The organism is Mesorhizobium sp. 01N446, from assembly GCF_056399285.1.
In genome coordinates, this window is sequence record NZ_JBFTRA010000002.1 from 1,068,457 (window position 1) to 1,089,205 (window position 20,749).

A 20,749-nucleotide genomic window follows, 5' to 3' on the forward strand; every position below is an offset into this window, starting at 1 on the left:
CGAATTCGAAGATGCAAAGCGGGAAGACCACGCCTTCCCAGCCCGCGCACCCTCGAGGCCGGCACGTGCGGCGGCTTCGACAGGTCCACCACCAGGCACTTTGTCCTGCCTGCCTTGCATGGATGAGGAGGTGGTCGTGACTCTGAGACGACACAGGCCTTGCTGTTCTTAAAAATTCCCCATAAGGTATTTTCACATAAGAAAGAAAAAACAACAGATTTCTCTCATTTATGAAAGACAGGACTTTTGCGGGAACACCTCGATCTGACCGATCGACGGCTGGTCAAACAGCTGTCGCAGGACGCCCAGCCGGGCATCAACCGGCTTGCCGAGACATTGGCGATTTCGGTGCCGACGGTGCGCTCGCGGCTGCGCAACCTGCTCGATCGCAACCTGCTCAAGATCGTCGGCCTGCTGAACCTGACCGAGCGGCCCGAGCTGATCTCGGCCATTGTCGGCATCAATGCCCAGGGACGCGGCCGGGCCCGCGAACTGGCGCAACGCATTTCCGAACTGCCCTTCGTAAACTCGGCCTCGGTGGTCACCGGCCGCTTCGACATCATCGTCGACGTGACGGTGGCCGGTGATGTCGCCGATCTCTACCGCGTCACCAGCGAGCTGATCCCGGGCGCCGGCGAGCCGGGCGAAGTCGTGCGCAGCGAGACCTTCGTCGTCATGGCATCCTGCAACAAATGGGTCAGTCTTCCCGAGGGCTGCTGGTCTGACGACCGCAAGGAGCCGGCATGAGGATCGCGGTTCTCGGCGGGCTCGGCCTGCAAGGCCGGGCGGCCATCGCCGATCTCGTCGCCAGCGGTGTCGGGGAGGTGATCTGCGTCGACACCGCACCGGACGGCGCGGCCCGGCTGGCTGATCTGACCGACCTTTCCCGCGTGCGCTTCGTGGTGCCAGAAGGCGCCATCGGTCCGGCTCTGGCCGATGTGCTGGCCGATGCCGACGCCGTCATCGATCTGCTGCCGCAGCCGCTGATGCGCGAGGCGGTGCAGGCCGCCATCGCTACCCGCACGCCGCTGGTCACCACCAATTACGGCAAGGCCATCGCCGATCTGGCGCCGGAAGCCGAACGTGCGGGCGTATCTGTTATGACCGAATGCGGGCTCGACCCCGGCATCGACCTCGTGCTCTACGCCCGCGCCGCAAGGCAGTTCGATACGATCACCGCGATCGATTCCTATTGCGGCGGCATCCCCGAGCCGAAGGCGATGGCCAAGCCGCTTTGCTACAAGGTGAGCTGGAACTTCGACATGGTCCTGGTCAGCCAGAACCGCGACAGCGTGATGATCGAGGACGGCAAGCGCGTCGAAGTCCCCGCCGCCCGCCAGCATGACAGCCCCTTCATCCACGAGATCGAGGTCGCCGGCCTCGGCCGGCTGGAAGCCTTTCCCAATGGCGATGCGCTGCACTATGTCGAGATGCTTCCCGCGGCAAAAGGCCTGCGCCGCACCGGCCGCTACACGCTGCGCTGGCCCGGATGGTCGGCCTTCTGGGCACCGCTGAAGGAGCTCGGCTTCCTGTCGGAAGACAAGGTGCCCGGCACCTCCAGCAGCCCGCGCGAATTCCTCGGCCGGCTGCTCGGCCCGCAACTGCAATATGGCCCCCACGAGAAGGACCTGTGCGTGATGCGCAACGTCTTTTCCGGCCTCGAAGGCGGCCGCGCCAAGACGGTGACATCCGATCTGGTCATCGAGCGCGATCTGGCGTCGGGCCTGTTCGGCATGAGCCTCGGCGTCGGCTACCCCGCCAGCATCGTGGCGCAGATGCTGGCGCGGCGCGAAATCAGCAAGGCCGGCCTGCTCAACCCGCTGCTCGACGTGCCCGACGAACCCTTCTTTGACGAACTGGCCAAACGCGGCATCAAAATTGCCGAGACGGTGGCCTGGGACTGACGATTTTCGAACGGCCCGCCGGCAAAACGGCGCCGCCGCTCAAAAAAGCGCCCACGGGAACCCGCGGGCAAACAACAACAGGGAGGAATGCCAGAATGAAGCTTGCCAGACTTTTCATCGCCGGACTTGCACTTGCCGGGCTCGCCACCGCGGCCAGCGCCGGAACGCTCGACGAGATCACCAAGCGCGGCGAATTGCGTGTCGCCGTGCAGACGCAGGGACCGCCCTTCTCGCTGGTCGGCGCCAATGGCGAACGCACCGGCAGTTCGGTTGAACTGGCCGAGCTGATGGCCAAGGAAATGGGCGTCAAAGTCAAATTCCTCGACTTCGATTGGGACGGCCTGATCCCGGCGCTGCTGTCGGGCAAGGCCGACCTGCTGGTCGCCGACATGACGCCGACGTTGGCGCGCGGCATGAAGGTCGCCTTCACCACGCCTTACATGTACACGGGCAGCACCGTCTTCACCAAGGCCGACTCGAAGTTCAAGACCACCGAGGACTGCAAGGCCAAGGGCACCAAGATCGCCGTGTTGCTCGGCGCCACCGGCGAGAAGGAAGCCAAGACCGCCTTCCCCGATGCCGATATCAAGAGCTACAAGGGCGGCGGCCCGCTGCTGCTCGACGCCGTCAACAACGGCCAGGCCGATTGCGGCGTCAACGACGTCTCGGCGGTCAAGGGCCAGTCGACCGCCTATCCGGCCGGCACCTTCACCATCATGCCGGACCTCTTGTCGAAGGAACCGCTTGCCTTCGCCACCCGCTATGACGAGCCGGACCTGCTGGTCTGGATGAACCTGTTCCTCAACCAGGTCACCATCGACGGCCGCCTGCAGAAGAACCTCGACTACTGGGTGAATTCCGACGCCTGGAAGAAGGATCACTGAGGAATTAGCGAATAGGGAGTAGCGAATAGCGAGTAGGGAACAGCCGTTTCCGACCATGCTTTGCTGCTCCCTACTCGCTATTCGCTATTCGCTATTCCCTCTTCCCCCTCACCGCCGCACAGCCATGCTCGAAAATTTCAGTTTCCGCACCATCGTCGAATATCTGCCTTTGTTCGGGCAGGGCCTGGTCACGACCGTCTGGCTTTCGGCGATTTCCTTTGTCGGCGCGCTCGTCGTCGGCATCGTGCTGTGCGCCATGAATTTGCAGCGCGGCTGGCTGTTTCGCGCGCCGGCCAAGGCCTATATCGACGCCGTGCGTGCCACGCCCCTGCTGGCGCAGCTCTATTTCCTCTATTTCGGCTTGCCCCGGCTCGGCTTCGTCCTGCCCGAACTGGTCGTCGGCATCCTCGCTTTGTCGCTGAACAGCGGCGCCTATATCGCTGAAATCATTCGCGCCGGCATCCTGTCGATCCCGCGTGGCCAGGTCGAAGCCAGCGTCGCTTCGGGCATGACCTATGTCCAGCGCATGCGCCTGGTCGTGCTGCCGCAAGCCTTCAAGGTGACGATCCCGCCGCTGCTCGGCCAGGCGATCGTGCTGGTCAAGGATTCCGCGCTGCTGTCGCTGATCTCTGTCGCCGAGCTGACGCGCGCCGGACAACTGCTGGCGTCCGACCGCTTCATGCCGGCGGAAGGCTTTCTCACCATCGCCGCCTTCTACCTCCTGCTCTACTACGGCCTGAAGGGACTGGCCGTTGTCTCCAGCCGCTGGCTTGGCACAGCGGGGGCACGCGCATGATCTGGCAACAATTCCTCAGCCTCGCCGGCTCCTATCCGCTGGCCCTGCGCGGCTTGGGCATGACCGTGGTGCTGTCGCTGATCAGCCTGGTGCTCGGCACCCTGCTCGGCTTCGGCCTCGGCATCCTGCGCACCGGCGGCAACCGGCTGCTCTCCAGCATCATCGGCGCCTGGGTCGACCTGATCCGCGGCACGCCGTTCCTCGTGCAGATCTTCCTGATCTTCTTCATCCTGCCGGAGTTCGGCATCGAGCTCGACGCTTTCACCGCCGGCATCATCGCACTGACCAATCTCGCCGCCTGCTTCATCTGCGAGATCGTCGCGGCCGGCATCCGTTCCGTGCCGACGGGCCAGGTCGAGGCAGCACTGGCATCCGGCCTGTCGCGCTGGCAGCGCATGCGCCAAGTGGTGCTGCCGCAGGCGATGCGGATCGTGCTGCCGCCGCTGGTCGGCCAATATGTGCTGCTGATCAAGGATTCGTCCGTTGTCTCGGCGATCGGCCTGACCGACCTCACCCGCGTCGGCTGGCTGGTGGTGCAGCGTGTGCCCAACGGCCTGCTGGTCTTCTTCCTGGTCGGCGTAGGCTATTTCATCGTCTGCTATCCGCTGATCATGCTGGCCCGCCGGCTCGAGCGCCGCATGGGCGCGGCGCATGGCGAGGTGCAGCTGTGACAGTCAACTCCAAAGGTCCGGCCAATATGACCCAACCAAATCCGACCAAGACCGGCCCAGCCAAAACCGGGATGATCGACTTTCGCGGCGTCAACAAATGGTTCGGCGCGCTCAACGTGTTGAAGGACATCACGCTGAGCGTCGAGCCGCGCGAAGTGGTCGTCGTCTGCGGCCCGAGCGGCTCCGGCAAGAGCACGCTGATCCGCTGCATCAACGGCCTGGAGACGATCAAGGACGGCGACCTCATCGTCGACGGCCAACGTGTCGGCGACCCCGCCACCAACATGACGCAGCTGCGCACCGAGATCGGCTTCGTCTTCCAGTCGTTCAACCTCTACCCGCACAAGACCGCGCTCGAAAACGTCACGCTGGCCCCGATCCATGTCCGCAAGATCCCGCGCGCCGAGGCAGAAAAGGCCGGGCGCGACTTGCTGGCCAAGGTCGGGCTGGCCGACAAGGTCAACGCCTATCCCGCACAACTCTCCGGCGGCCAGCAGCAGCGCGTGGCGATCGCGCGGTGCCTGGGCATGCGGCCCAAGATCATGCTGTTCGACGAACCGACCTCGGCGCTCGACCCCGAGATGATTTCGGAAGTGCTCGACGTCATGGTGGCGGTGGCCGAGGAAGGCATGACCATGATGGTGGTGACGCACGAAATGGGTTTTGCCCGCAAGGTCGCCCAGCGCGTCGTCTTCATGGACGCCGGCGCCATCGTCGAAAGCGGCACGCCCGACGAATTCTTCTCACACCCCAAGACCGACCGCAGCCGGGCGTTCCTGAGCAAGATTCTCAGGCATTGAAGTGGCGACGGGAGCGCCTTCTCGGCGCATCCCGTCAATCTATCCGGCGGCCGCTGGCGTTACCTTGCGACGGGCCTGTGCGCCGTTCGGGCGCGATGTTCAGTCCGGTCGTGGGTCGTCGTACCAGGCGACCGACTGCCCTTCCGCCGCAAGCGAAAGGGCAAACCGTCCCGGAGGGGCGGCTCAAGCTGCCGTCGGGTAATCCGTATAGCCCCTGGCGTCGCCGCCATAGAACGTCGCCTTGTCGGGAGCGTTCAGTTCGGCATTGCGCTTCAGCCGGCTGACGAGGTCGGGATTGGCGATGAACAGCTTGCCGAACGCGACAAGGTCGGCATAGCCGTCCCCGACGGCCTTTTCAGCCAAGTCCTTGTCATAGCCGTTGTTCACCAGCCAGGCCCCGGCGCCGCCGGCCTGGCGATAGTTGGCCTTGAGCTCCGCATAGTCGAACGGCCTGTCGCCCTGGCGGAAGTCGCGCGCGCCGCTGGTGGCGCCTTCGACGATGTGGACATAGGCAAGGCCGCGGCTGCCCAGGCCCGCCACGACATGGTTGAACAGCGGCTGCGGATCGGCGTCCGAAGCGTCGTTGGCGGGCGTTACCGGCGAGAGCCTGATTCCGGTCCTGCCGGCGCCGACGGCGCCCGTGACCGCGTCGACCACCTCGAACAGGAAGCGCGTCCGGTTCTCGATCGAGCCGCCATACTCATCGGTGCGATGATTGGTGCCCGAGCGCAGGAACTGGTCGATGAGATAGCCATTGGCGCCATGGATCTCGACGCCGTCGAAACCCGCCACCTCGATCGCCGCCTTGGCGGCGCGGCGGAAATCCTCGACGATGCCGGGAAGTTCGGCCGTTTCCAGCGCGCGCGGCTCGGAGGTCTCGACGAACTCGCCGCTGCCATCCGGCTTGACCAGGAAAGTCTTGGAGTTTGCCCTGATCGCCGATGGCGCCACCGGCTTGCCGCCGCCGGGCTGCAAGGTGTCGTGCGAGATGCGTCCGACGTGCCAGAGCTGCACCACGATCTTGCCGCCGCCCTTGTGAACGGCGTCGGTGACGCGCTTCCAGCCGGCCAGCTGGTCCGCGCCATAGAGGCCAGGCACATTGGCATAGCCCTGGCCCTGATGGCTGATGGCGGTGGCCTCGGTCACGATAAGACCGGCCGTGGCGCGCTGGCTGTAATAGGTCACGGAGAGGTCGCCGGGCACGGCGTTGGGCGAGCGGTTGCGCGTCAGCGGCGCCATGACGATGCGGTTCGCCAGCGCAAGATCGCCGGCCCGCAATGGATCAAAGAGGGTGGTCATGAGAAATGCCTTTCATGCATTCGGGGGGAGGATCGTCAGAGATCGGAATCGTCAGAGATCGGAATCGTCAGAGACCGGATAGGGCGGCCTGGAAGGCGGCGATGGTTTCTTCGTTGCGCTTGTAGAACACCCATTGGCCGACCCGCCGCGTCGTCACCAGGTCGGCCGACGCCAGCGTCGCCAGATGCGCCGAGACACTGGACTGCGCTAGGCCGCGATGGTCGAACTGGCTGGCGCAGACACCCATCTCGAGCGGATGCGCCTGCGCGGCGAAGTGCTGTTCAGGCTCCTTCAGCCACGCCAGGACATCGCGTCGAAACGGATGCGCCAGTGCCTTCAATATGATGTCGTGGTCCATCATCACCTCGCATCGATCTCAACCGATATATAGATCGGGTGGAGCCGATATGGCAGGAAATCCATGCCATTTTTCGGGGTGATCGGAGCATGGCGCTCTCTGAACGCTGCAAGGAACCGGAAACTCGCCGCCGGGCGCGAGCCCAGCGAATGCGCCTCTATCCCGTCACACCACCGCCAGCACCTTGCCCGTATCGTGCTGGCGCACGAAATCCACGCGTTTGCCGTCCCAGTGATAGGAGTAGTGCCGGCCCTGCACCGGAACGGGAATGACATCGGGCCAGAAGATGCCGATGCATTGGCCCTCCGGCATGCGCACGCTGTCCCAGAGAAGCCCGTCGCTGCCTTGCGCCCGCAGCGCCCGCCCTTCCGCCTGCGAGGCGGTGTAATCGTCGGGATCGAGCACGCCGGGCACCGCGTTGACGTCATCGAGGTCGCGGTCGACGCTGCCGATCAGCACGCGAAAGTCGGCCGTCCAGCCCGGATCCTCATTGGTGGCGCGCATGAAGTTCTGGTGGTGGTGGATGGTTTCGGCCAGCGCCACATCCTCGCTGTCGCCGGCATAATAGAGGCCGTAGCTGCCATCGGAAAAACGCCCGGGCCGCAGCGTCGAACAATGCACGAAGGGCGCCATGACGAAGCTGGCGCCGGGGCCGGACACCCGCCTTGCGGCCGCCACCTTGCCGAGGTCGCCGATCTCCAGCCGGATGCGCGGATTGGTCTTCTCCTCGACGGCGGCCAGCGCCTCCCAGTCGCGCGGATCGGCAATGTCCTCGAACAGGTCGATCGGCGGATGGATGGAGCGGATGATGCGAAACGTCTGGTGCCAGTGGACGCGGCGCCGGACCGCGAACCCACTCACCATGCACCACGCTCCGCATCGAGCCATTCGCGCATGGCGGCAAGGTCGGAGATTTCGCCGCGCAGCATCAGGTCGAGCGCCGACTGGCCGCCGAACGTGGCATTGGGCTTGCGGATCCAGGCATAGCCGCGTGCCGGCTCGGTGAAGAGATAGCGCAGGCCCTTATGGATGCCCATCAGATGCGCCATGCGGGTGCGCAAGTCGCGGTCGATCCGGCCGATGCCGCCCTCCTTCCAGCGTGCCCAGGTGCGTGCAGACATGCCGCCAAGCAGGATGCAAGCCTCCAAGTCGGTGAGGCCCCACGCCTTGAACAGATTGACGGTGGTGCGCGCCAGCGCGCCCGCCTCTTCTTCCGAAATGGCTGACCCGACCGTGGCCGGCGTCGTGACGATGGACTGAAGCTGCATGTTGCTCACCCTACTATTGGCAGAGATATAGCATGTATTTGCCAATTGGCAAGGATGAGACCTCAACAGACCAGGGTTCTGGAAAGTCGGCGCCCAGTACCCGCTACCTGCCCAGCACCTTCGCCTTGCCGGCCGGGCTCAGTTCCGACAGATGTTTCTTCAGGCCCAGATCCGGACGTTCGCGCTGCCCCTCATTGCCCTGCCGGGCATTTCTCCCCGTATAGTGACGGGGAGAAAGACGCTGTCATCGGCGCTTTCGCCAATCACCAATGTCGCAAGAAGAGCGCCGAGGCCAACGCAGCTTCCCTTCTCCCCGTCACTATACGGGGAGAAGGCGCCGGCAGGCGGATGAGGGGCGGCGCCGGCTTCGAACTATCGACCCCTGGCAGGCGCCCCGCCTGTCGCGGCGCACCTTATCGACGTCTACTCCGCCGCCTCATACCCCGCGATGCCCTTGATCTCGAGGAAATCCTCCAGCCCGTATTCGGCGTATTCGCGGCCATTGCCCGACTGCTTGTAGCCGCCGAAGGGCAGGCCGGCGTCCCAGGCCGGGTAGTTGATGTAGACATTGCCGGAGCGCATGCGGGCCGCCACATCGCGGGCCTTCTGGATGTCCTTGGCCTGGATGTAGGAGGCAAGGCCGTAGACGGTGTCGTTGGCCTGCTCGACCGCCTGCTCGACCGTGTCATAGGGCAGGATCGCCAGCACCGGCCCGAAGATCTCCTCGCGCGCGATGCGCATGTCGTGGGTCACGTCGGCGAACACGGTCGGCCTGACATAGTAGCCGCGGTTAAGTTCGGCCGGGCGGCCGGGGCCGCCGGCGACCAGCGTCGCACCCTCGTCGATGCCGGCCTGGATCAGGTCCTGGATCTTGTCGAACTGGATCTGGCTGACGACAGGGCCAAGCTTGGTGTTGGCGCCGTCGGCAGGGCCGACCACGAACTTCTCCGCCGCCGCCTTGGCATAACCGGCGGCCTCGTCATGGCGGTCGCGCGGCACGAACATGCGGGTCGGCGCATTGCAGGACTGGCCTGAGTTGCCGAAGCAGCCGGCGACACCCTTGGTGACGGCGCGGGCGAGGTCGACATCCGGGAACAGGATGTTGGCCGACTTGCCGCCCAGTTCCTGATGCACGCGCTTGACCGTRTCGGCGGCGGCCTTGGCCACCAATATGCCGGCGCGCGTCGAGCCGGTGAACGACATCATGTCGACGTCGGGATGGCTGGACAGCGCCTGGCCGACGCCGGGGCCGTCGCCATTGACGAGGTTGAACACGCCCTTCGGCACGCCGGCCTCGTCGAGGATCTCGGCGAAGATGATGGCGTCGAGCGGCGCGATCTCGGACGGCTTCAGCACCATGGTGCAGCCGGCGGCAAGCGCGGGACCGACCTTGCAGGTGATCTGGTTCAGCGGCCAGTTCCACGGCGTGATCAGGCCGACGACGCCGATCGGCTCCTTGACGATCAGCGAGGACCCTTTGACATGGCGGAACTGGAACGTCTTCAGCGTCTCCGCCATCTTCTCCAGGTGCGCCTGGCCGACGCCGACCTGGCTGTCGAGCGCCATCTGGCGTGGCGCGCCCATCTCGCGCGACACGGCGAGCGCCAGGTCCTTGGAGCGCTTCTTGTAGACCGCGATGACGCGGTTCAGGATATCGAGGCGCTCTTCCACCGAGGTGAAGCCGAACGTTTGGAAAGCGCGCTTGGCAGCGGCCACCGCCTTGTCGACATCGGCCTTGGAGCCGAGCGAGATCTGCGCGAAGGCGTCCTCGGTCGACGGATCGATGACGTCGAGCGTGTTGGGCACGACAGGATCCACCCACGCGCCGTCAATATAGAACTGCAGATTGTGTGACATGGTTTTCTCCTTGGGGGCGCCGGATGGCCGTTCCGGCCGTCATATCCAGTCAGAAATAACGATGCACAAACGCCGCTGTCAAACGCAACCCCCGAAATGGTTGAGCCAGCGCGCCAGTGATTGAGCCAGAGGCGTTGGGCCAGCGAACCCCGCCGTTTCGATGGCGTAGGATCATGACAGCAGCGTGTGTCCGGCCTCCACCAGATGCTGTCGCGCCGCTTCCTGATCCGCCGCTTTCACCAGCAGATGATCGCCGTCGAAGGTGGACACCAGGAAGATGCCCAGCTCGTTTTCCGACAGCGGCTGGATGACCGACAGCACGATGCCGGTTTCGTCGAAGGCAAAGGGCCCCTGCAATTTGAAGGCGACCCAGTCGCCATCGTGCTTGACCGTGCCTGGAACGCGATCCTGCAGGCACGTGATCGAAAGCTCGTCATCGGTCCTGGTGACGCTGACGAAGCCCGGCCCGTCCGCCCAGCCGGGAATGCTGTCGCCCGCTCCGAGCCGCGAAACCGCGTACGACCCGGGAAGCTGCCTCAATTTGACCCTCGCCGCCATCGTCGTATCCATGCCTCCCGATTCGCCCGCTACCGCGTCAATCTCTTGCTCATATAGACCGTCATGCCGCCCATGAACGGCTCCTCCCGGTCAATCGTATAACCCTGTCTTTTGTACAACAACACATTGGCTTCGAAAGCGCCGTTGGTCAGCAGGCGCAGCTCCGGGCGGCCCGCTTCGAGCGCCCTCTGCTCGGCCCGCTCCAGCAGCAGCCGGCCGATTCCCCTGCCCTGCGCCTGAGGCGCGACGCAGACATTCTCGATCCACAGATGGTCGTCGGCCAGCATGGTTTCGATCATGCCGACGATGCGGCCGTCCGCGACGGCGAGCTCGAACGGATGCTCGGCAACGGCCTTGTCATAGTCGGCGCGCATCGGCAGCGGCTCGCGGCCGATCACCGGCACCCATTTGACGTAGGCCGCGCGCACAATGTCCCTGATCGCGGCCGCGTCAGCGGTTTCGGCCGGCCGAAACCGGATGGAATTGTTTGTCATCAAGATGCTCCAGGCATGAAAAACCCCACCAGCGTTGTCGCGGGCGGGGCTGGAAACGAACGAACCGGATTTATTGTGCCGGGTTTTGTCGTCGCGCAATCAGCTTGCCGCTCCGTGCTAGACGGCGGCGTCGCTGGGTGTTGGCGGGCGCGAGGGCGAACATGACGCCAAGCTGGCGCAGGAAGCGTACGGCTGTCAAGGTCGGGCGAACTTGTGGCGGAGACCACTCAATTGCCAAAGCTGGCGCCGCCCCTCATCGCCCTGCCGGGCACTTCTCCCCGTATAGTGACGGGGAGAAGGGGCTGGCGGCAACGCCGGCCCCCTCCTTGCAGCGTTGGAGATTGGCGAAATCGGCGATGGCAGCGACCCTCTCCCCGTCACTATACGGGGAAAGGATGCCGGCAGGCAGGTGAGGGGCAGCGCCGGCGTTCAGAGAAGGTGACGGGCAAATTCGAAATCCGAAGCGATCGCTCAGTTTCAATACTCCTGTGCCGTCGGCCGGAACAGGATCTCGTTGATATCAACCTCGTCCGGCTGGCTCATGGCGAACACCACCGTCCTGGCGAAGCAATCCGCCGAGATGGCCACCCGGTCGTAGAGCGCGCGCACCCCTTCCGCGACATCGGGCTCCTTCCGTCTCAGCGGTCGATCCGTGCCGCCTGTTGCGGCGAATAGCGCTCGCCCTGCACGGCAATCGCAGAGACCGCGCGCTCGATGTCGGCAAGATCGTGCGCCGTCAGCGCAACCGTGGCCGATCCGATGTTCTCCTCGAGGCGGTTGAGCTTCGTCGTGCCGGGGATCGGAACGATCCAGGGTTTTTGCGCCAGCAGCCAGGTAAGCGCGACCTGCGCCGGGGTCACCTGCTTCTGCGCCGCGATCGCGACGATCGCATCGACCAGCGCCTGGTTCGCCTTGCGCGCCTCCTCCGCGAAGCGCGGCACGGTGTTGCGGAAGTCGCTGCTGTCGAACGTCGTATCGGCATTGATGGCGCCGGTCAGGAAACCCTTGCCCAGCGGGCTGAACGGCACGAAGCCGATGCCCAGTTCCTCAAGCACCGGCAGGATCGCCTCCTCGGGTTCGCGCCACCACAGCGAGTATTCGCTTTGCAGCGCCGCGACCGGCTGCACCGCGTGGGCGCGGCGGATGGTGCGCACGCCCGCCTCGGAGAGGCCGAAATGCTTGACCTTGCCCTGGCTGATCAGGTCCTTGACCGCACCCGCCACCTCTTCGATCGGCACCACGGGATCGACGCGGTGCTGGTAGAGGAGGTCGATGCGGTCGGTCCTCAGCCGCTTGAGCGATGCTTCGACGACGTCGCGAATATGCTGCGGCCGGCTGTCCATGCCGTCATGTCCGGCGGTGCCGGCGATGTCGATGCCGAATTTGGTGGCGATCACCACCTGGTCGCGGATCGGCTGCAACGCCTCACCGACGACCTCCTCGTTCGTGAACGGTCCATAGACCTCCGCCGTGTCGAAGAAGGTGATGCCGCGCTCGAACGCCGAGCGGATCAGCCGAACGGCATCCGCCGTCTCCATCGGCTGCCCGTAGGACTGGCTCATGCCCATGCATCCCAGCCCGATAGCGGAGACTTCGAGGCCGCTGTTTCCAAGTGTGCGCTTTTGCATTTCAATTCTCCTTCGGTGTGATCCGCACCGTGGCGGCGCGGGCGCGCGCCGCGATCATCGGCGCGAGATAAGGGCTGGCTGTGTATTTCGCCCGGTAGGCGTCATCGATGCGGGCGTTGACGGTTCCCTCGACGGCTTCGAAGGCAACGTCCCTGGTCATGCCGGCGGCAGTGATGCGTCCGGCCTTCTGCCTGATCGCGGCCTGATACCAGCGCGACTGCTGGCCATTGTAGCCGCGCACATAAAGCGCGCCATCGGCAACGACCGACCGGATCCAGGTCGGCGTGCCCGGGGTCACGCCGTCATCGCGCAAAGGCGAAATATGCAGATCGTCGGTTGCCGCGATCCTTTCGAGTTCGTCCTTCGCCCAGGGCATTTTCTTATTCCTTTTTCTCGGCATCCGCCTGTTCGAAAACCTTGCGGGCAATGCCGATCGCGGTGCTTGCAACGGGCCATCCGGCGTAAAAGGCGAGATGCGTGATGGTTTCGATGAGTTCGTCGCGGGTGACGCCATTGTCGAGCGCCCGCTTGATGTGGAAAGGCATTTCATTGATCCGGTAGCCCGAGATCAGGCTGCTGACGGTGACGAGGCTGCGGTCGCGCGGCGAGAGGCCGGGCCGCTTCCAGACGTCGCCGAACAACACCTCGTCGGTGTATTTTCCGAGCGCGGGTGCGATATCGGAGAACGGATTCCTGTGCGGCACTGGTGGATCGGTCATGGTGCTTTCCTTCGTTGCGGCATGGGTTCGAGCGCAAGGCGCTGATGCTTGCTCAAACCCCGTATTGTTCGTCGGTAACATGCTCCATCCAGTCGACGACCGTGCCATCGAGGGCTTCGGCGATGGCGATGTGGCTCATCGCCGTAGTCGGTGCCGCGCCATGCCAGTGCTTCTCGCCGGGCGCGAACCAGACGATGTCGCCGGGGTGGATCGGCTCGATCGGTCCGCCCTCACGCTGGGCCAGGCCGGCGCCCGACAGCACGATCAGCGTCTGGCCGAGCGGATGCGTGTGCCAGGCCGTGCGCGCACCCGGCTCGAACGTCACCGTGGCGCCACCAACGCGGGCCGGTTCGCTGCCCTTGAAGGGCGCATCGACGCGCACGGTACCGCTGAAATAATCGGCGGCGCCCTTTACGGAAGGCTGCGAGCCGCTTCGCTTGATGTCCATGGTTTTTACTTCTCCACGCCGTTGCCGGGCGACGCCCTCGCCATCCGGGCCGCCGCTCCTGGGCGCCCGATCGTGATGGCGTCTATTTAGCGCCTGCGATTGGTCCGGATTAGGTGCTATATCCGGCATGTACTTATGAGGAAAGCTCATCAATGCCGCGAGACAATCTGAACGAGCTGACCGCCTTCCTCGCCGTCGCGCGCGAAAAAAGCTTCACCCGGGCGGCGGCACAGCTCGGCGTCTCGCAATCGGCGCTCAGCCACACGGTGCGCGCTCTGGAAGAGCGGCTCGGCGTGCGCCTGCTCACCCGCACCACGCGCAGCGTGTCGCCAACCGAGGCCGGCGAGCGCCTGATGCGCTCCATCGGGCCGAGGCTCGACGAGATCGAGGCCGAGCTCGCCGCGCTCAGCGCCTTGCGCGAGAAACCCGCCGGCACCATCCGCATCACCGCCGGCGAGCACGCCGCCGAAGCGGTGCTGTGGCCGGCGATATCGAGGCTTTTGCCCGACTATCCCGACATCAAGGTCGAGATCATCGTCGACTACGGCCTGACCGATATCGTCGCCGAGCGCTACGACGCCGGCGTGCGGCTTGGCGAACAGGTGGCGCACGACATGATCGCGGTGCGCATCGGCCCGGACATGCGCATGGCCGTGGTCGGTTCGCCTGCCTATTTCGCCAGGCAGCCGAAGCCGCGCGTGCCGCAGGACCTGACCAACCACAATTGCATCAACCTGCGCCTGCCGACCTATGGCGGGCTATATGCCTGGGAATTCGAAAGGGCCGGGCGCGAGCTGAAGGTGCGCGTCGAGGGCCAGCTGATCTTCAACACGGCAGGGCTGCGCTTGAATGCGGTGCGCGCCGGCCTCGGCCTCGCCTATCTGCCCGAAGACCAGCTGCGCGCGCCGCTTGCCAGCGGCGAGCTGGTGCGGGTGCTGGCCGACTGGTGCCCACCCTTCCCCGGCTACCACCTCTATTACCCCAGCCGCCGCCAGACCACGCCCGCCTTCTCGCTGCTGGTCGATGCGCTGCGCTATCGCGGTTGATCGATCTGGACTGCGCCGGCAGTCGTTCTATCTTCGCGACCGGGCGTAATCTTTCCAAAACCCCGGAGCATCGCCGTGACCGAGACCGACCTCTACCGAGGCTATATCGACTGCCTCAACAACCAGGATTGGCAAAGGCTGCATCGCTTCGTCCATGACGAGGTCCACTACAACAGTGAGCGCGTCGGCCTTTCAGGCTACCGCGCCATGCTGGAGCGGGATTTCCGCGAAATTCCGGACCTCTATTTCGACGTTCAGCTGCTGGTCTCCGAACCGCCCTTCATCGCCAGCCGCATCCAGTTCAACTGCACGCCGAAGGGAACCTTCTTCGGCCTGCCCATCAACGGCAAAAAGGTCTCGTTCAGCGAGAATGTGTTCTATGAATTTCTGAACGACCGGATCAGGAACGTCTGGTCGGTCATCGACAAGGCGGCGATCGAAGCGCAGCTTTGACACGCATGATCTCGCGAAGGTGCCAGGAATCATGCGGGCTATCAGTCGTCCTTGCAGCCGGTGGTAAACTTGCCTACCTTGTGTAGCAGGAGAACACAGATGGCCAATGTCGAGAAAGTGAGCGTTGCCCTCACCCCTGAAATGGCAAGCATGATGCGCGAAGTCGTCGCGGCGGGTGAATATGCCTCGGCGAGCGAGGTCATGCGTGAAGCATTGCGCGAATGGAAGTTTCGCCGGATACAGCGTGACCAGGCCGTCGACGAGTTGGGCCGACTTTGGGATGAAGGCATGGCAAGCGGCAATGCCGTCGACGGAGACGAAGCCTTCGCCCGGATCAAAAGCAAGCTCGATGCAAGGATCGCCGAGCGCACGTCGCGATGACGCTGCGCCTACGACCGGAAGCCGAAGCGGATATCGAAGCCGTCGCGCTCTATATCGCCGAGGACAGTCCTTCGGCGGCACTGCGCTGGTATGACGAAATCCATGCCCATTGCCAGCGGATCGCCGACATGCCGGGAATGGGTGTTGCCCGGCCAGACGTGCGCGCTGGCCTGCGCACGTTCCCCGCAGGAAACTACCTGATCCTCTATCGCCAGATCGACGACGGCGCGGAGATTGTGCGCGTGGTTCATGGCGCGCGTCGGTGGCAGGAATTGTTGTAGCCGAACTGGTCCTTCACTACGATCGTTCGCAAAAATCGATCATTTCAACCATAACAATTCGTTGGAAAGATCGATTATGAAATGGCATTCCTCCGGCGTACCCGCCTGGAGCATTGCATTGTCTTCCCTTACCCACATCGCGAACGATATTCCGAAAAGCACAATTTCCGCCGATCTGGCCGCTGGCCGCAAGCGGCTCGATTCGGTGTGGAACGGCATCATTCCCGGCATCGTGCTGGTGGCGATGATCACAGCCGTGGCCTTCTCGGCGCACAATGTCTCCGGCTTTGCCTTGTTCAGCCCTATGATCCTGGCCGTCGTCGCCGGCATGGTCTATTCCAACGTGCTCGGCACGCCGGCGCATGCCAAGGCGGGCATCGCCTTCTCGCAAAAGCGCCTGCTGCGCTTTGCCATCGTGCTGCTCGGCTTCCAGCTGACGCTCGGCCAGGTCGTCTCGATCGGCGCCGGCGGCGTCGGCATCGTGGCGGCGACGCTCGGCGCCACCTTCCTGTTCACCATCACGCTCGGCCGGCTGATCGGCGTCGACCGCAAGCTGGCGCAGTTGATTGCCGCCGGCACCTCGATCTGCGGCGCCTCGGCCATCATCGCCACCAACATCGTCACCGATGCGCGCGACGAGGACGTCACCTATGCCGTCGCCTCGATCACCTTGTTCGGCACCGTCGCCATGCTCGGCTTCCCGCTGCTCGCCCCTGCCCTCGGCCTCGACCAGCATGCGTTCGGCCTGTGGGCCGGCGCCTCCATCCACGAGGTGGCGCAGGTCATCGGCGCAGGCTTCCAGAACGGCACCCAGTCCGGCGAGATCGCCACCGTCGCCAAGCTGACGCGCGTTGCCATGCTGGCGCCGATGGTCATCGCACTCGGCCTGATGGCGCGCCGCAAGGCGAGCGGCGACCAGCAGCCCGCGCGGCCGCCCATGCCGTGGTTCGTCGCCGCCTTCGTCGCCGTCGTGGCGCTGAACAGCCTGATCACCGTGCCGGCCGAAGTGAAGGCGGCAATGGCGCTCGCCACCACCATCATGCTGACCATGGGGCTAGCCGCCATGGGCCTGCAGGCCGACATCTCGCAGCTGCGCTCGCGCGGTCTGCGCCCGCTGGCGCTCGCCTTCTCGGCCTTCCTGTTCATCGGCTGCTTCAGCCTGATGCTGGTGAAGTTCGCAGGCTGATCAATCCTCGAACGAGCTCGCAGCGGCATAGATCGCCGCCAGCGTTTCGATACCCGCCTGATCGACCTTGTCGAAGCGGCCGGGCAGCGGGCTGTCGAGATCGAGCACGCCGAAGACGCCTTCATCGTCCTCGAGCAGCACGACCAGTTCCGAGCGTGAGTCGGCGTCGCAGGCGATGTGGCCGGGAAAATCGTGCACGTCCTTGATCAGCATCGAGGTGCCGAGTTGGACCGCTGTTCCGCAGACGCCCTTGCCGACGGCGATACGCACGCAGGCCGGCTTGCCCTGGAACGGTCCCAGAACCAGCTCCTCGTCCGAGGCCAGGAAATAGAAACCGGCCCAGTTGAGGTCCGGCACCATCTGGAAGATCAGCGCCGCGGTGTTGGCGGCATTGGCGATCGAATCGCTTTCGCCGTCGAGCAGCGCTTTCAGCTGAGCGGCGAGGTCGCGGTAGAACGCGGCCTTGTCGGAGGTGTCGATGGCCTTGGCCGCAAACATGGCTTGTCTCCGAATTGAGAAAACGCGGTTCCGTTTCCGCAAGCTCTCTGCACCAAACGACCACCGGACGATACTAGCTTGAATTCCAGTCGCCGCGAAAGTCGGAAGAAGATGTCTGTCCGACACTCGGCAGCACGGCATCGAACCGTGCTGCCTTGATCAAGACGGCGAGCCATCAGCCGGCGGGTTTGTACGAGCCGGCAGCCTTCTTGGCGGCCGCGAGCACTGCCTTCATGTCGAGTTCTTCCAGGACAACCATCTCGGTCAGCGAGCCGCTCGCTCGCACCGCAAGGGACATGCCGATTCCCGCTGACTGGTCCGGCACCTCGCCATTGACAACGACGTCATAGATGCCGCGCGTGAACATCACGCTGGTCATCTTGCCGCCAACGCTTTCAAAAAGCGCCTTGACCGCAGCCTGCCTGTCCGACCCCTGCATCAATCCTTTGGCGGCATGAGGCGCATAGTTTGCCAAGATCGTCACTTTCATGGGTATTTCCTCCAAATGTCATTGTCTCGTGCCGCTCCATATTCGAGCCGCACGGAGTGATTTATTTTTCGGAACAATTGCAGGCGCCCTGGGACGCGTTGGCGGCCAAGGGCTCGCTGCCACCCAAATATGCGCTGAAGCTAATATAATGACAATACCGGACACGCCGATCGGGCCGACGGGATGTTGTCTGGCTGGACCAAAGCTCGGCCAACGGCATCGAGCTCGCGCCGTTGATGGGCGATGTGGCGCTGACGGCCGGCGGCGTCGCGGCGCAGCCTTACATCGGACGCTTCGGCTCGCCCTTTTGTGGCGTTGCGGTATCTGAATCCGATTTCTTGTGCTTGTCGGCGGCAATCCTGCGGATGCGGTCGAAGCGGCTCTCTTCGGTGGTTTCGGTCGTGACGACCGTCTGTGGCTTCTGCGCGAACACGATCATGGATCGATCTCCTGGGCTAGAGGCCTGTGCGCCGGGAGCGGCCCCCGGCGGTAATATCCGGCTCCTGGAACCGGCGTGGATGCAAGCTCAGGCCCGGGAGGCGGCGTCGATAAAGCCACCCCGCAGACCGGCTGAATCGTTAGTAGCCGCCCATGCCGCCGCCGCCACCGGCAGGCGCCGCATCCTTGGCCGGGATGTCGGTGATCATGGCTTCGGCGGTGATCAGGAGTGCTGCGATCGAGCCGGCGTCCTGCAATGCGGTGCGCACCACTTTCGCCGGATCGACGATGCCGGCCTTGATCATGTCGACATAGGTCTCGTTCTGGGCGTCAAAGCCCTGATTGTGATCCTTGCTGTCGGCGAGCTTGCCGACCACGATCGAACCTTCGACGCCGGAATTCTCGGCGATCTGGCGGATCGGCGCTTCAAGCGCGCGCAGCACGATCGAAATACCGGCGGTGACATCGGCATTGGCGCCGTTGAGGCCGGCCAGCGCCGACCGGGCGCGCAGCAAAGCCACGCCGCCGCCGGGCACGATTCCTTCCTCGACAGCCGCGCGCGTCGCGTTCAGCGCGTCGTCGATACGGTCCTTCTTTTCCTTCACTTCCGACTCGGTGACGCCGCCGACGCGGATGACGGCAACGCCGCCCGACAGCTTGGCCAGCCGCTCCTGCAGCTTTTCCTTGTCGTAATCTGAGGTCGTCTCTTCGATCTGGCCCTTGATCTGGGCGACGCGCGCCTGGATCGTCGCCTTGGTGCCGGCGCCATCGATGATCGTGGTGGTGTCCTTCTCGATCAGCACGCGCTTGGCGCGGCCGAGCATCTCGATGGTGACGTTTTCGAGCTTGATGCCGAGATCCTCGGAAATCATCTGGCCGGATGTCAGCACGGCGATGTCTTCCAGCATCGCCTTGCGGCGGTCGCCGAAGCCCGGCGCCTTGACGGCAGCGACCTTGAGGCCGCCGCGCAATTTGTTGACGACCAGCGTGGCCAGAGCCTCGCCTTCGACGTCCTCGGAGATAATCAGCAGCGGCCTGCCGCTCTGCACCACCGCCTCGAGGATCGGCAGCATCGCCTGCAGATTGCCGAGCTTCTTCTCGTGGAGGAGCACATAGGGCTCTTCGAGCTCGACACGCATCTTGTCGGCATTGGTGACGAAATACGGGCTGAGATAGCCGCGGTCGAACTGCATGCCTTCGACGACATCGAGTTCGGTTTCGGCGGTCTTGGCTTCCTCGACGGTGATGACGCCGTCATTGCCGACCTTGTCCATCGCCTTGGCGATCATCTCGCCGACGGTGGCGTCGCCATTGGCGGCGATGGTGCCGACCTGGGCGATCTCGGCCGACGACTTGACTTTCTTGGCCTTGGCCTTGATCTCGACGACCACGGCGGCGACCGCCTGGTCGATGCCGCGCTTGAGGTCCATCGGGTTCATGCCGGCGGCAACAAGCTTGGCGCCTTCGCGCAGGATCGAGGCGGCCAGCACGGTCGCGGTGGTGGTGCCGTCGCCGGCCAGGTCGTTGGTCTTGGAGGCCACTTCGCGCACCATCTGCGCGCCCATGTTCTCGAACTTGTCGGCAAGCTCGATTTCCTTGGCGACGGTGACGCCGTCCTTGGTGATGCGCGGCGCGCCATAGGCCTTGTCGATGATGACGTTGCGGCCCTTGGGGCCGAGCGTGACCTTCACCGCATTGGTGAGGATCTCGACGCCGCGCAGCATGCGGTCACGCGCGTCGGTGGCGAATTTGATTTCCTTGGCAGACATTTTTTCAATCCCGTTCGAATTTGGAGTGGACGAACCCCGCGCGGAAGGCGCGGCGCTCCAGTCAGGCGGCCTTCTTGGCTTCGACGCTCTTCTCGATCACGCCCATAATGTCGGCTTCCTTCATGATCAGAAGGTCCTCGCCGTCGATCTTGACCTCGGTGCCCGACCATTTGCCGAACAGGATCAGGTCGCCGGCCTTGACGTCGAGCGGCACAAGCGCGCCGTTTTCGTCGCGTGCGCCGGGGCCGATGGCGATGACTTCGCCCTCCTGCGGCTTTTCCTTGGCATTGTCGGGAATGATGATGCCGCCCTTGGATTTGGTATCGCCTTCGGCGCGCCGGATGACGACGCGGTCGTGGAGTGGCCGAAACTTCATGAAAACTTCTTTCTGGGGCCGGCTTAGGCGGCCGCGCCCTTATATAGGCGCTTTGGCACTCGATAGATAGGAGTGCCAAAAATTATTCGCGGCCGGAATTAAATATTGAAAAGTATTATTTCGGCCTGCCGTTTCGTGATATCGCAA

The 20,749-nt window shown here is 64.2% G+C and carries 27 protein-coding genes and 1 pseudogene; 11 read left to right on the forward strand and 17 right to left on the reverse strand.

Annotation, left to right across the window (positions count from 1 at the left end; genetic code table 11):
* Window positions 1–246: 246 nt before the first annotated feature.
* From AC1DPX_RS13550 to AC1DPX_RS13575, 6 genes are all read left to right on the forward strand, one after another.
* The gene (locus AC1DPX_RS13550; protein ID WP_258582368.1) at window positions 247–747 is read left to right on the forward strand and encodes an Lrp/AsnC family transcriptional regulator; all 501 of its coding nucleotides are present in this window, start codon (window positions 247–249) and stop codon (window positions 745–747) included.
* A complete protein-coding gene (locus AC1DPX_RS13555; RefSeq protein ID WP_477237263.1) occupies window positions 744–1,904 on the forward strand; it encodes a saccharopine dehydrogenase family protein in 1,161 nt (386 codons plus the stop codon). Before AC1DPX_RS13550 ends, AC1DPX_RS13555 begins: the two co-directional genes overlap by 4 nt.
* A 95-nt stretch (window positions 1,905–1,999) precedes the next feature.
* Window positions 2,000–2,788, forward strand: a complete 789-nt coding sequence (locus AC1DPX_RS13560; RefSeq protein ID WP_477237265.1) for an ABC transporter substrate-binding protein — start codon at window positions 2,000–2,002, stop codon at window positions 2,786–2,788.
* 124 nt (window positions 2,789–2,912) lie between these two features.
* Window positions 2,913–3,584, forward strand: coding sequence for an amino acid ABC transporter permease (locus AC1DPX_RS13565; protein WP_477237267.1), 672 nt, complete (start codon window positions 2,913–2,915; stop codon window positions 3,582–3,584).
* The gene (locus AC1DPX_RS13570) at window positions 3,581–4,255 is read left to right on the forward strand and encodes an amino acid ABC transporter permease (RefSeq protein WP_477237268.1); all 675 of its coding nucleotides are present in this window, start codon (window positions 3,581–3,583) and stop codon (window positions 4,253–4,255) included. Before AC1DPX_RS13565 ends, AC1DPX_RS13570 begins: the two co-directional genes overlap by 4 nt.
* A gap of 71 nt (window positions 4,256–4,326) precedes the next feature.
* Window positions 4,327–5,055 carry an amino acid ABC transporter ATP-binding protein gene (locus tag AC1DPX_RS13575; protein WP_477237515.1) on the forward strand — a complete coding sequence of 243 codons (729 nt, stop codon included), beginning with the start codon at window positions 4,327–4,329 and terminating at the stop codon, window positions 5,053–5,055.
* 183 nt (window positions 5,056–5,238) lie between these two features.
* Here the strand turns inward: AC1DPX_RS13575 and AC1DPX_RS13580 are convergent, their stop codons facing one another.
* The 12 genes and pseudogenes from AC1DPX_RS13580 to AC1DPX_RS13635 all read right to left on the reverse strand — a co-directional run bounded on the left by AC1DPX_RS13580 (window position 5,239) and on the right by AC1DPX_RS13635 (window position 13,684).
* Complete coding sequence (locus AC1DPX_RS13580) at window positions 5,239–6,354, reverse strand: alkene reductase (RefSeq protein ID WP_477237269.1); 1,116 nt, start codon at window positions 6,352–6,354, stop codon at window positions 5,239–5,241.
* Window positions 6,355–6,421: 67 nt separating this feature from the next.
* A complete protein-coding gene (locus AC1DPX_RS13585) occupies window positions 6,422–6,712 on the reverse strand; it encodes an ArsR/SmtB family transcription factor (RefSeq protein WP_477237271.1) in 291 nt (96 codons plus the stop codon).
* A 165-nt stretch (window positions 6,713–6,877) separates the two neighbouring features.
* Complete coding sequence (locus AC1DPX_RS13590; RefSeq protein WP_477237273.1) at window positions 6,878–7,576, reverse strand: RES family NAD+ phosphorylase; 699 nt, start codon at window positions 7,574–7,576, stop codon at window positions 6,878–6,880.
* Window positions 7,570–7,980 carry an MbcA/ParS/Xre antitoxin family protein gene (locus tag AC1DPX_RS13595; protein WP_202358571.1) on the reverse strand — a complete coding sequence of 137 codons (411 nt, stop codon included), beginning with the start codon at window positions 7,978–7,980 and terminating at the stop codon, window positions 7,570–7,572. The genes AC1DPX_RS13590 and AC1DPX_RS13595 overlap by 7 nt, the downstream gene beginning before the upstream one ends.
* A 423-nt stretch (window positions 7,981–8,403) precedes the next feature.
* Entirely contained in the window at window positions 8,404–9,837 is a 1,434-nt protein-coding gene (locus tag AC1DPX_RS13600) for an aldehyde dehydrogenase family protein (protein ID WP_477237275.1), read from the reverse strand.
* 171 nt (window positions 9,838–10,008) lie between these two features.
* Complete coding sequence (locus AC1DPX_RS13605) at window positions 10,009–10,395, reverse strand: ACT domain-containing protein (protein ID WP_477237277.1); 387 nt, start codon at window positions 10,393–10,395, stop codon at window positions 10,009–10,011.
* A gap of 29 nt (window positions 10,396–10,424) precedes the next feature.
* Window positions 10,425–10,889, reverse strand: coding sequence for an N-acetyltransferase family protein (locus AC1DPX_RS13610; RefSeq protein ID WP_477237279.1), 465 nt, complete (start codon window positions 10,887–10,889; stop codon window positions 10,425–10,427).
* A 477-nt stretch (window positions 10,890–11,366) separates the two neighbouring features.
* A pseudogene (locus AC1DPX_RS13615) lies at window positions 11,367–11,477 on the reverse strand (oxidoreductase); the annotation flags it as partial.
* Between the two features lie 50 nt (window positions 11,478–11,527).
* Window positions 11,528–12,517 (reverse strand): aldo/keto reductase, encoded by a 990-nt coding sequence (locus tag AC1DPX_RS13620; protein ID WP_477237281.1) that lies wholly within the window; start codon window positions 12,515–12,517, stop codon window positions 11,528–11,530.
* A gap of 1 nt (window position 12,518) precedes the next feature.
* Window positions 12,519–12,893, reverse strand: a complete 375-nt coding sequence (locus AC1DPX_RS13625) for a DUF2255 family protein (protein ID WP_202358567.1) — start codon at window positions 12,891–12,893, stop codon at window positions 12,519–12,521.
* Between the two features lie 4 nt (window positions 12,894–12,897).
* On the reverse strand, window positions 12,898–13,236 hold the full coding sequence (locus AC1DPX_RS13630) for a carboxymuconolactone decarboxylase family protein (RefSeq protein ID WP_477237283.1): 339 nt from the start codon (window positions 13,234–13,236) through the stop codon (window positions 12,898–12,900).
* 52 nt (window positions 13,237–13,288) lie between these two features.
* Window positions 13,289–13,684: a (R)-mandelonitrile lyase gene (locus AC1DPX_RS13635; protein WP_477237285.1), complete on the reverse strand. Its 396-nt coding sequence runs from the start codon at window positions 13,682–13,684 to the stop codon at window positions 13,289–13,291.
* A 152-nt stretch (window positions 13,685–13,836) separates the two neighbouring features.
* On the opposite strand from AC1DPX_RS13635, the gene AC1DPX_RS13640 reads away from it, so the two are divergent.
* The 5 genes from AC1DPX_RS13640 (at window position 13,837) to AC1DPX_RS13660 (ending at window position 17,031) form a co-directional block, all read left to right on the forward strand.
* The gene (locus AC1DPX_RS13640; protein WP_477237287.1) at window positions 13,837–14,730 is read left to right on the forward strand and encodes a LysR family transcriptional regulator; all 894 of its coding nucleotides are present in this window, start codon (window positions 13,837–13,839) and stop codon (window positions 14,728–14,730) included.
* A 75-nt stretch (window positions 14,731–14,805) separates the two neighbouring features.
* On the forward strand, window positions 14,806–15,183 hold the full coding sequence (locus AC1DPX_RS13645) for an ester cyclase (protein ID WP_202358563.1): 378 nt from the start codon (window positions 14,806–14,808) through the stop codon (window positions 15,181–15,183).
* Between the two features lie 99 nt (window positions 15,184–15,282).
* The gene (locus tag AC1DPX_RS13650) at window positions 15,283–15,564 is read left to right on the forward strand and encodes a type II toxin-antitoxin system ParD family antitoxin (RefSeq protein WP_202358562.1); all 282 of its coding nucleotides are present in this window, start codon (window positions 15,283–15,285) and stop codon (window positions 15,562–15,564) included.
* Window positions 15,561–15,845 (forward strand): type II toxin-antitoxin system RelE/ParE family toxin, encoded by a 285-nt coding sequence (locus AC1DPX_RS13655; RefSeq protein ID WP_202358561.1) that lies wholly within the window; start codon window positions 15,561–15,563, stop codon window positions 15,843–15,845. The genes AC1DPX_RS13650 and AC1DPX_RS13655 overlap by 4 nt, the downstream gene beginning before the upstream one ends.
* A 118-nt stretch (window positions 15,846–15,963) precedes the next feature.
* Window positions 15,964–17,031 carry a YeiH family protein gene (locus tag AC1DPX_RS13660; RefSeq protein ID WP_477237517.1) on the forward strand — a complete coding sequence of 356 codons (1,068 nt, stop codon included), beginning with the start codon at window positions 15,964–15,966 and terminating at the stop codon, window positions 17,029–17,031.
* Here the strand turns inward: AC1DPX_RS13660 and AC1DPX_RS13665 are convergent, their stop codons facing one another.
* The 5 genes from AC1DPX_RS13665 to AC1DPX_RS13685 all read right to left on the reverse strand — a co-directional run bounded on the left by AC1DPX_RS13665 (window position 17,032) and on the right by AC1DPX_RS13685 (window position 20,602).
* Window positions 17,032–17,529 (reverse strand): GAF domain-containing protein, encoded by a 498-nt coding sequence (locus tag AC1DPX_RS13665; RefSeq protein WP_477237289.1) that lies wholly within the window; start codon window positions 17,527–17,529, stop codon window positions 17,032–17,034.
* A gap of 175 nt (window positions 17,530–17,704) precedes the next feature.
* On the reverse strand, window positions 17,705–18,019 hold the full coding sequence (locus AC1DPX_RS13670) for a GYD domain-containing protein (protein WP_202358559.1): 315 nt from the start codon (window positions 18,017–18,019) through the stop codon (window positions 17,705–17,707).
* 280 nt (window positions 18,020–18,299) lie between these two features.
* A complete protein-coding gene (locus AC1DPX_RS13675) occupies window positions 18,300–18,458 on the reverse strand; it encodes a hypothetical protein (protein WP_019859659.1) in 159 nt (52 codons plus the stop codon).
* A 139-nt stretch (window positions 18,459–18,597) separates the two neighbouring features.
* Window positions 18,598–20,226: a chaperonin GroEL gene (gene groL, locus AC1DPX_RS13680; RefSeq protein ID WP_202358558.1), complete on the reverse strand. Its 1,629-nt coding sequence runs from the start codon at window positions 20,224–20,226 to the stop codon at window positions 18,598–18,600.
* 61 nt (window positions 20,227–20,287) lie between these two features.
* A complete protein-coding gene (locus AC1DPX_RS13685; RefSeq protein ID WP_202358557.1) occupies window positions 20,288–20,602 on the reverse strand; it encodes a co-chaperone GroES in 315 nt (104 codons plus the stop codon).
* Between the last annotated feature and the right edge of the window lie 147 nt (window positions 20,603–20,749).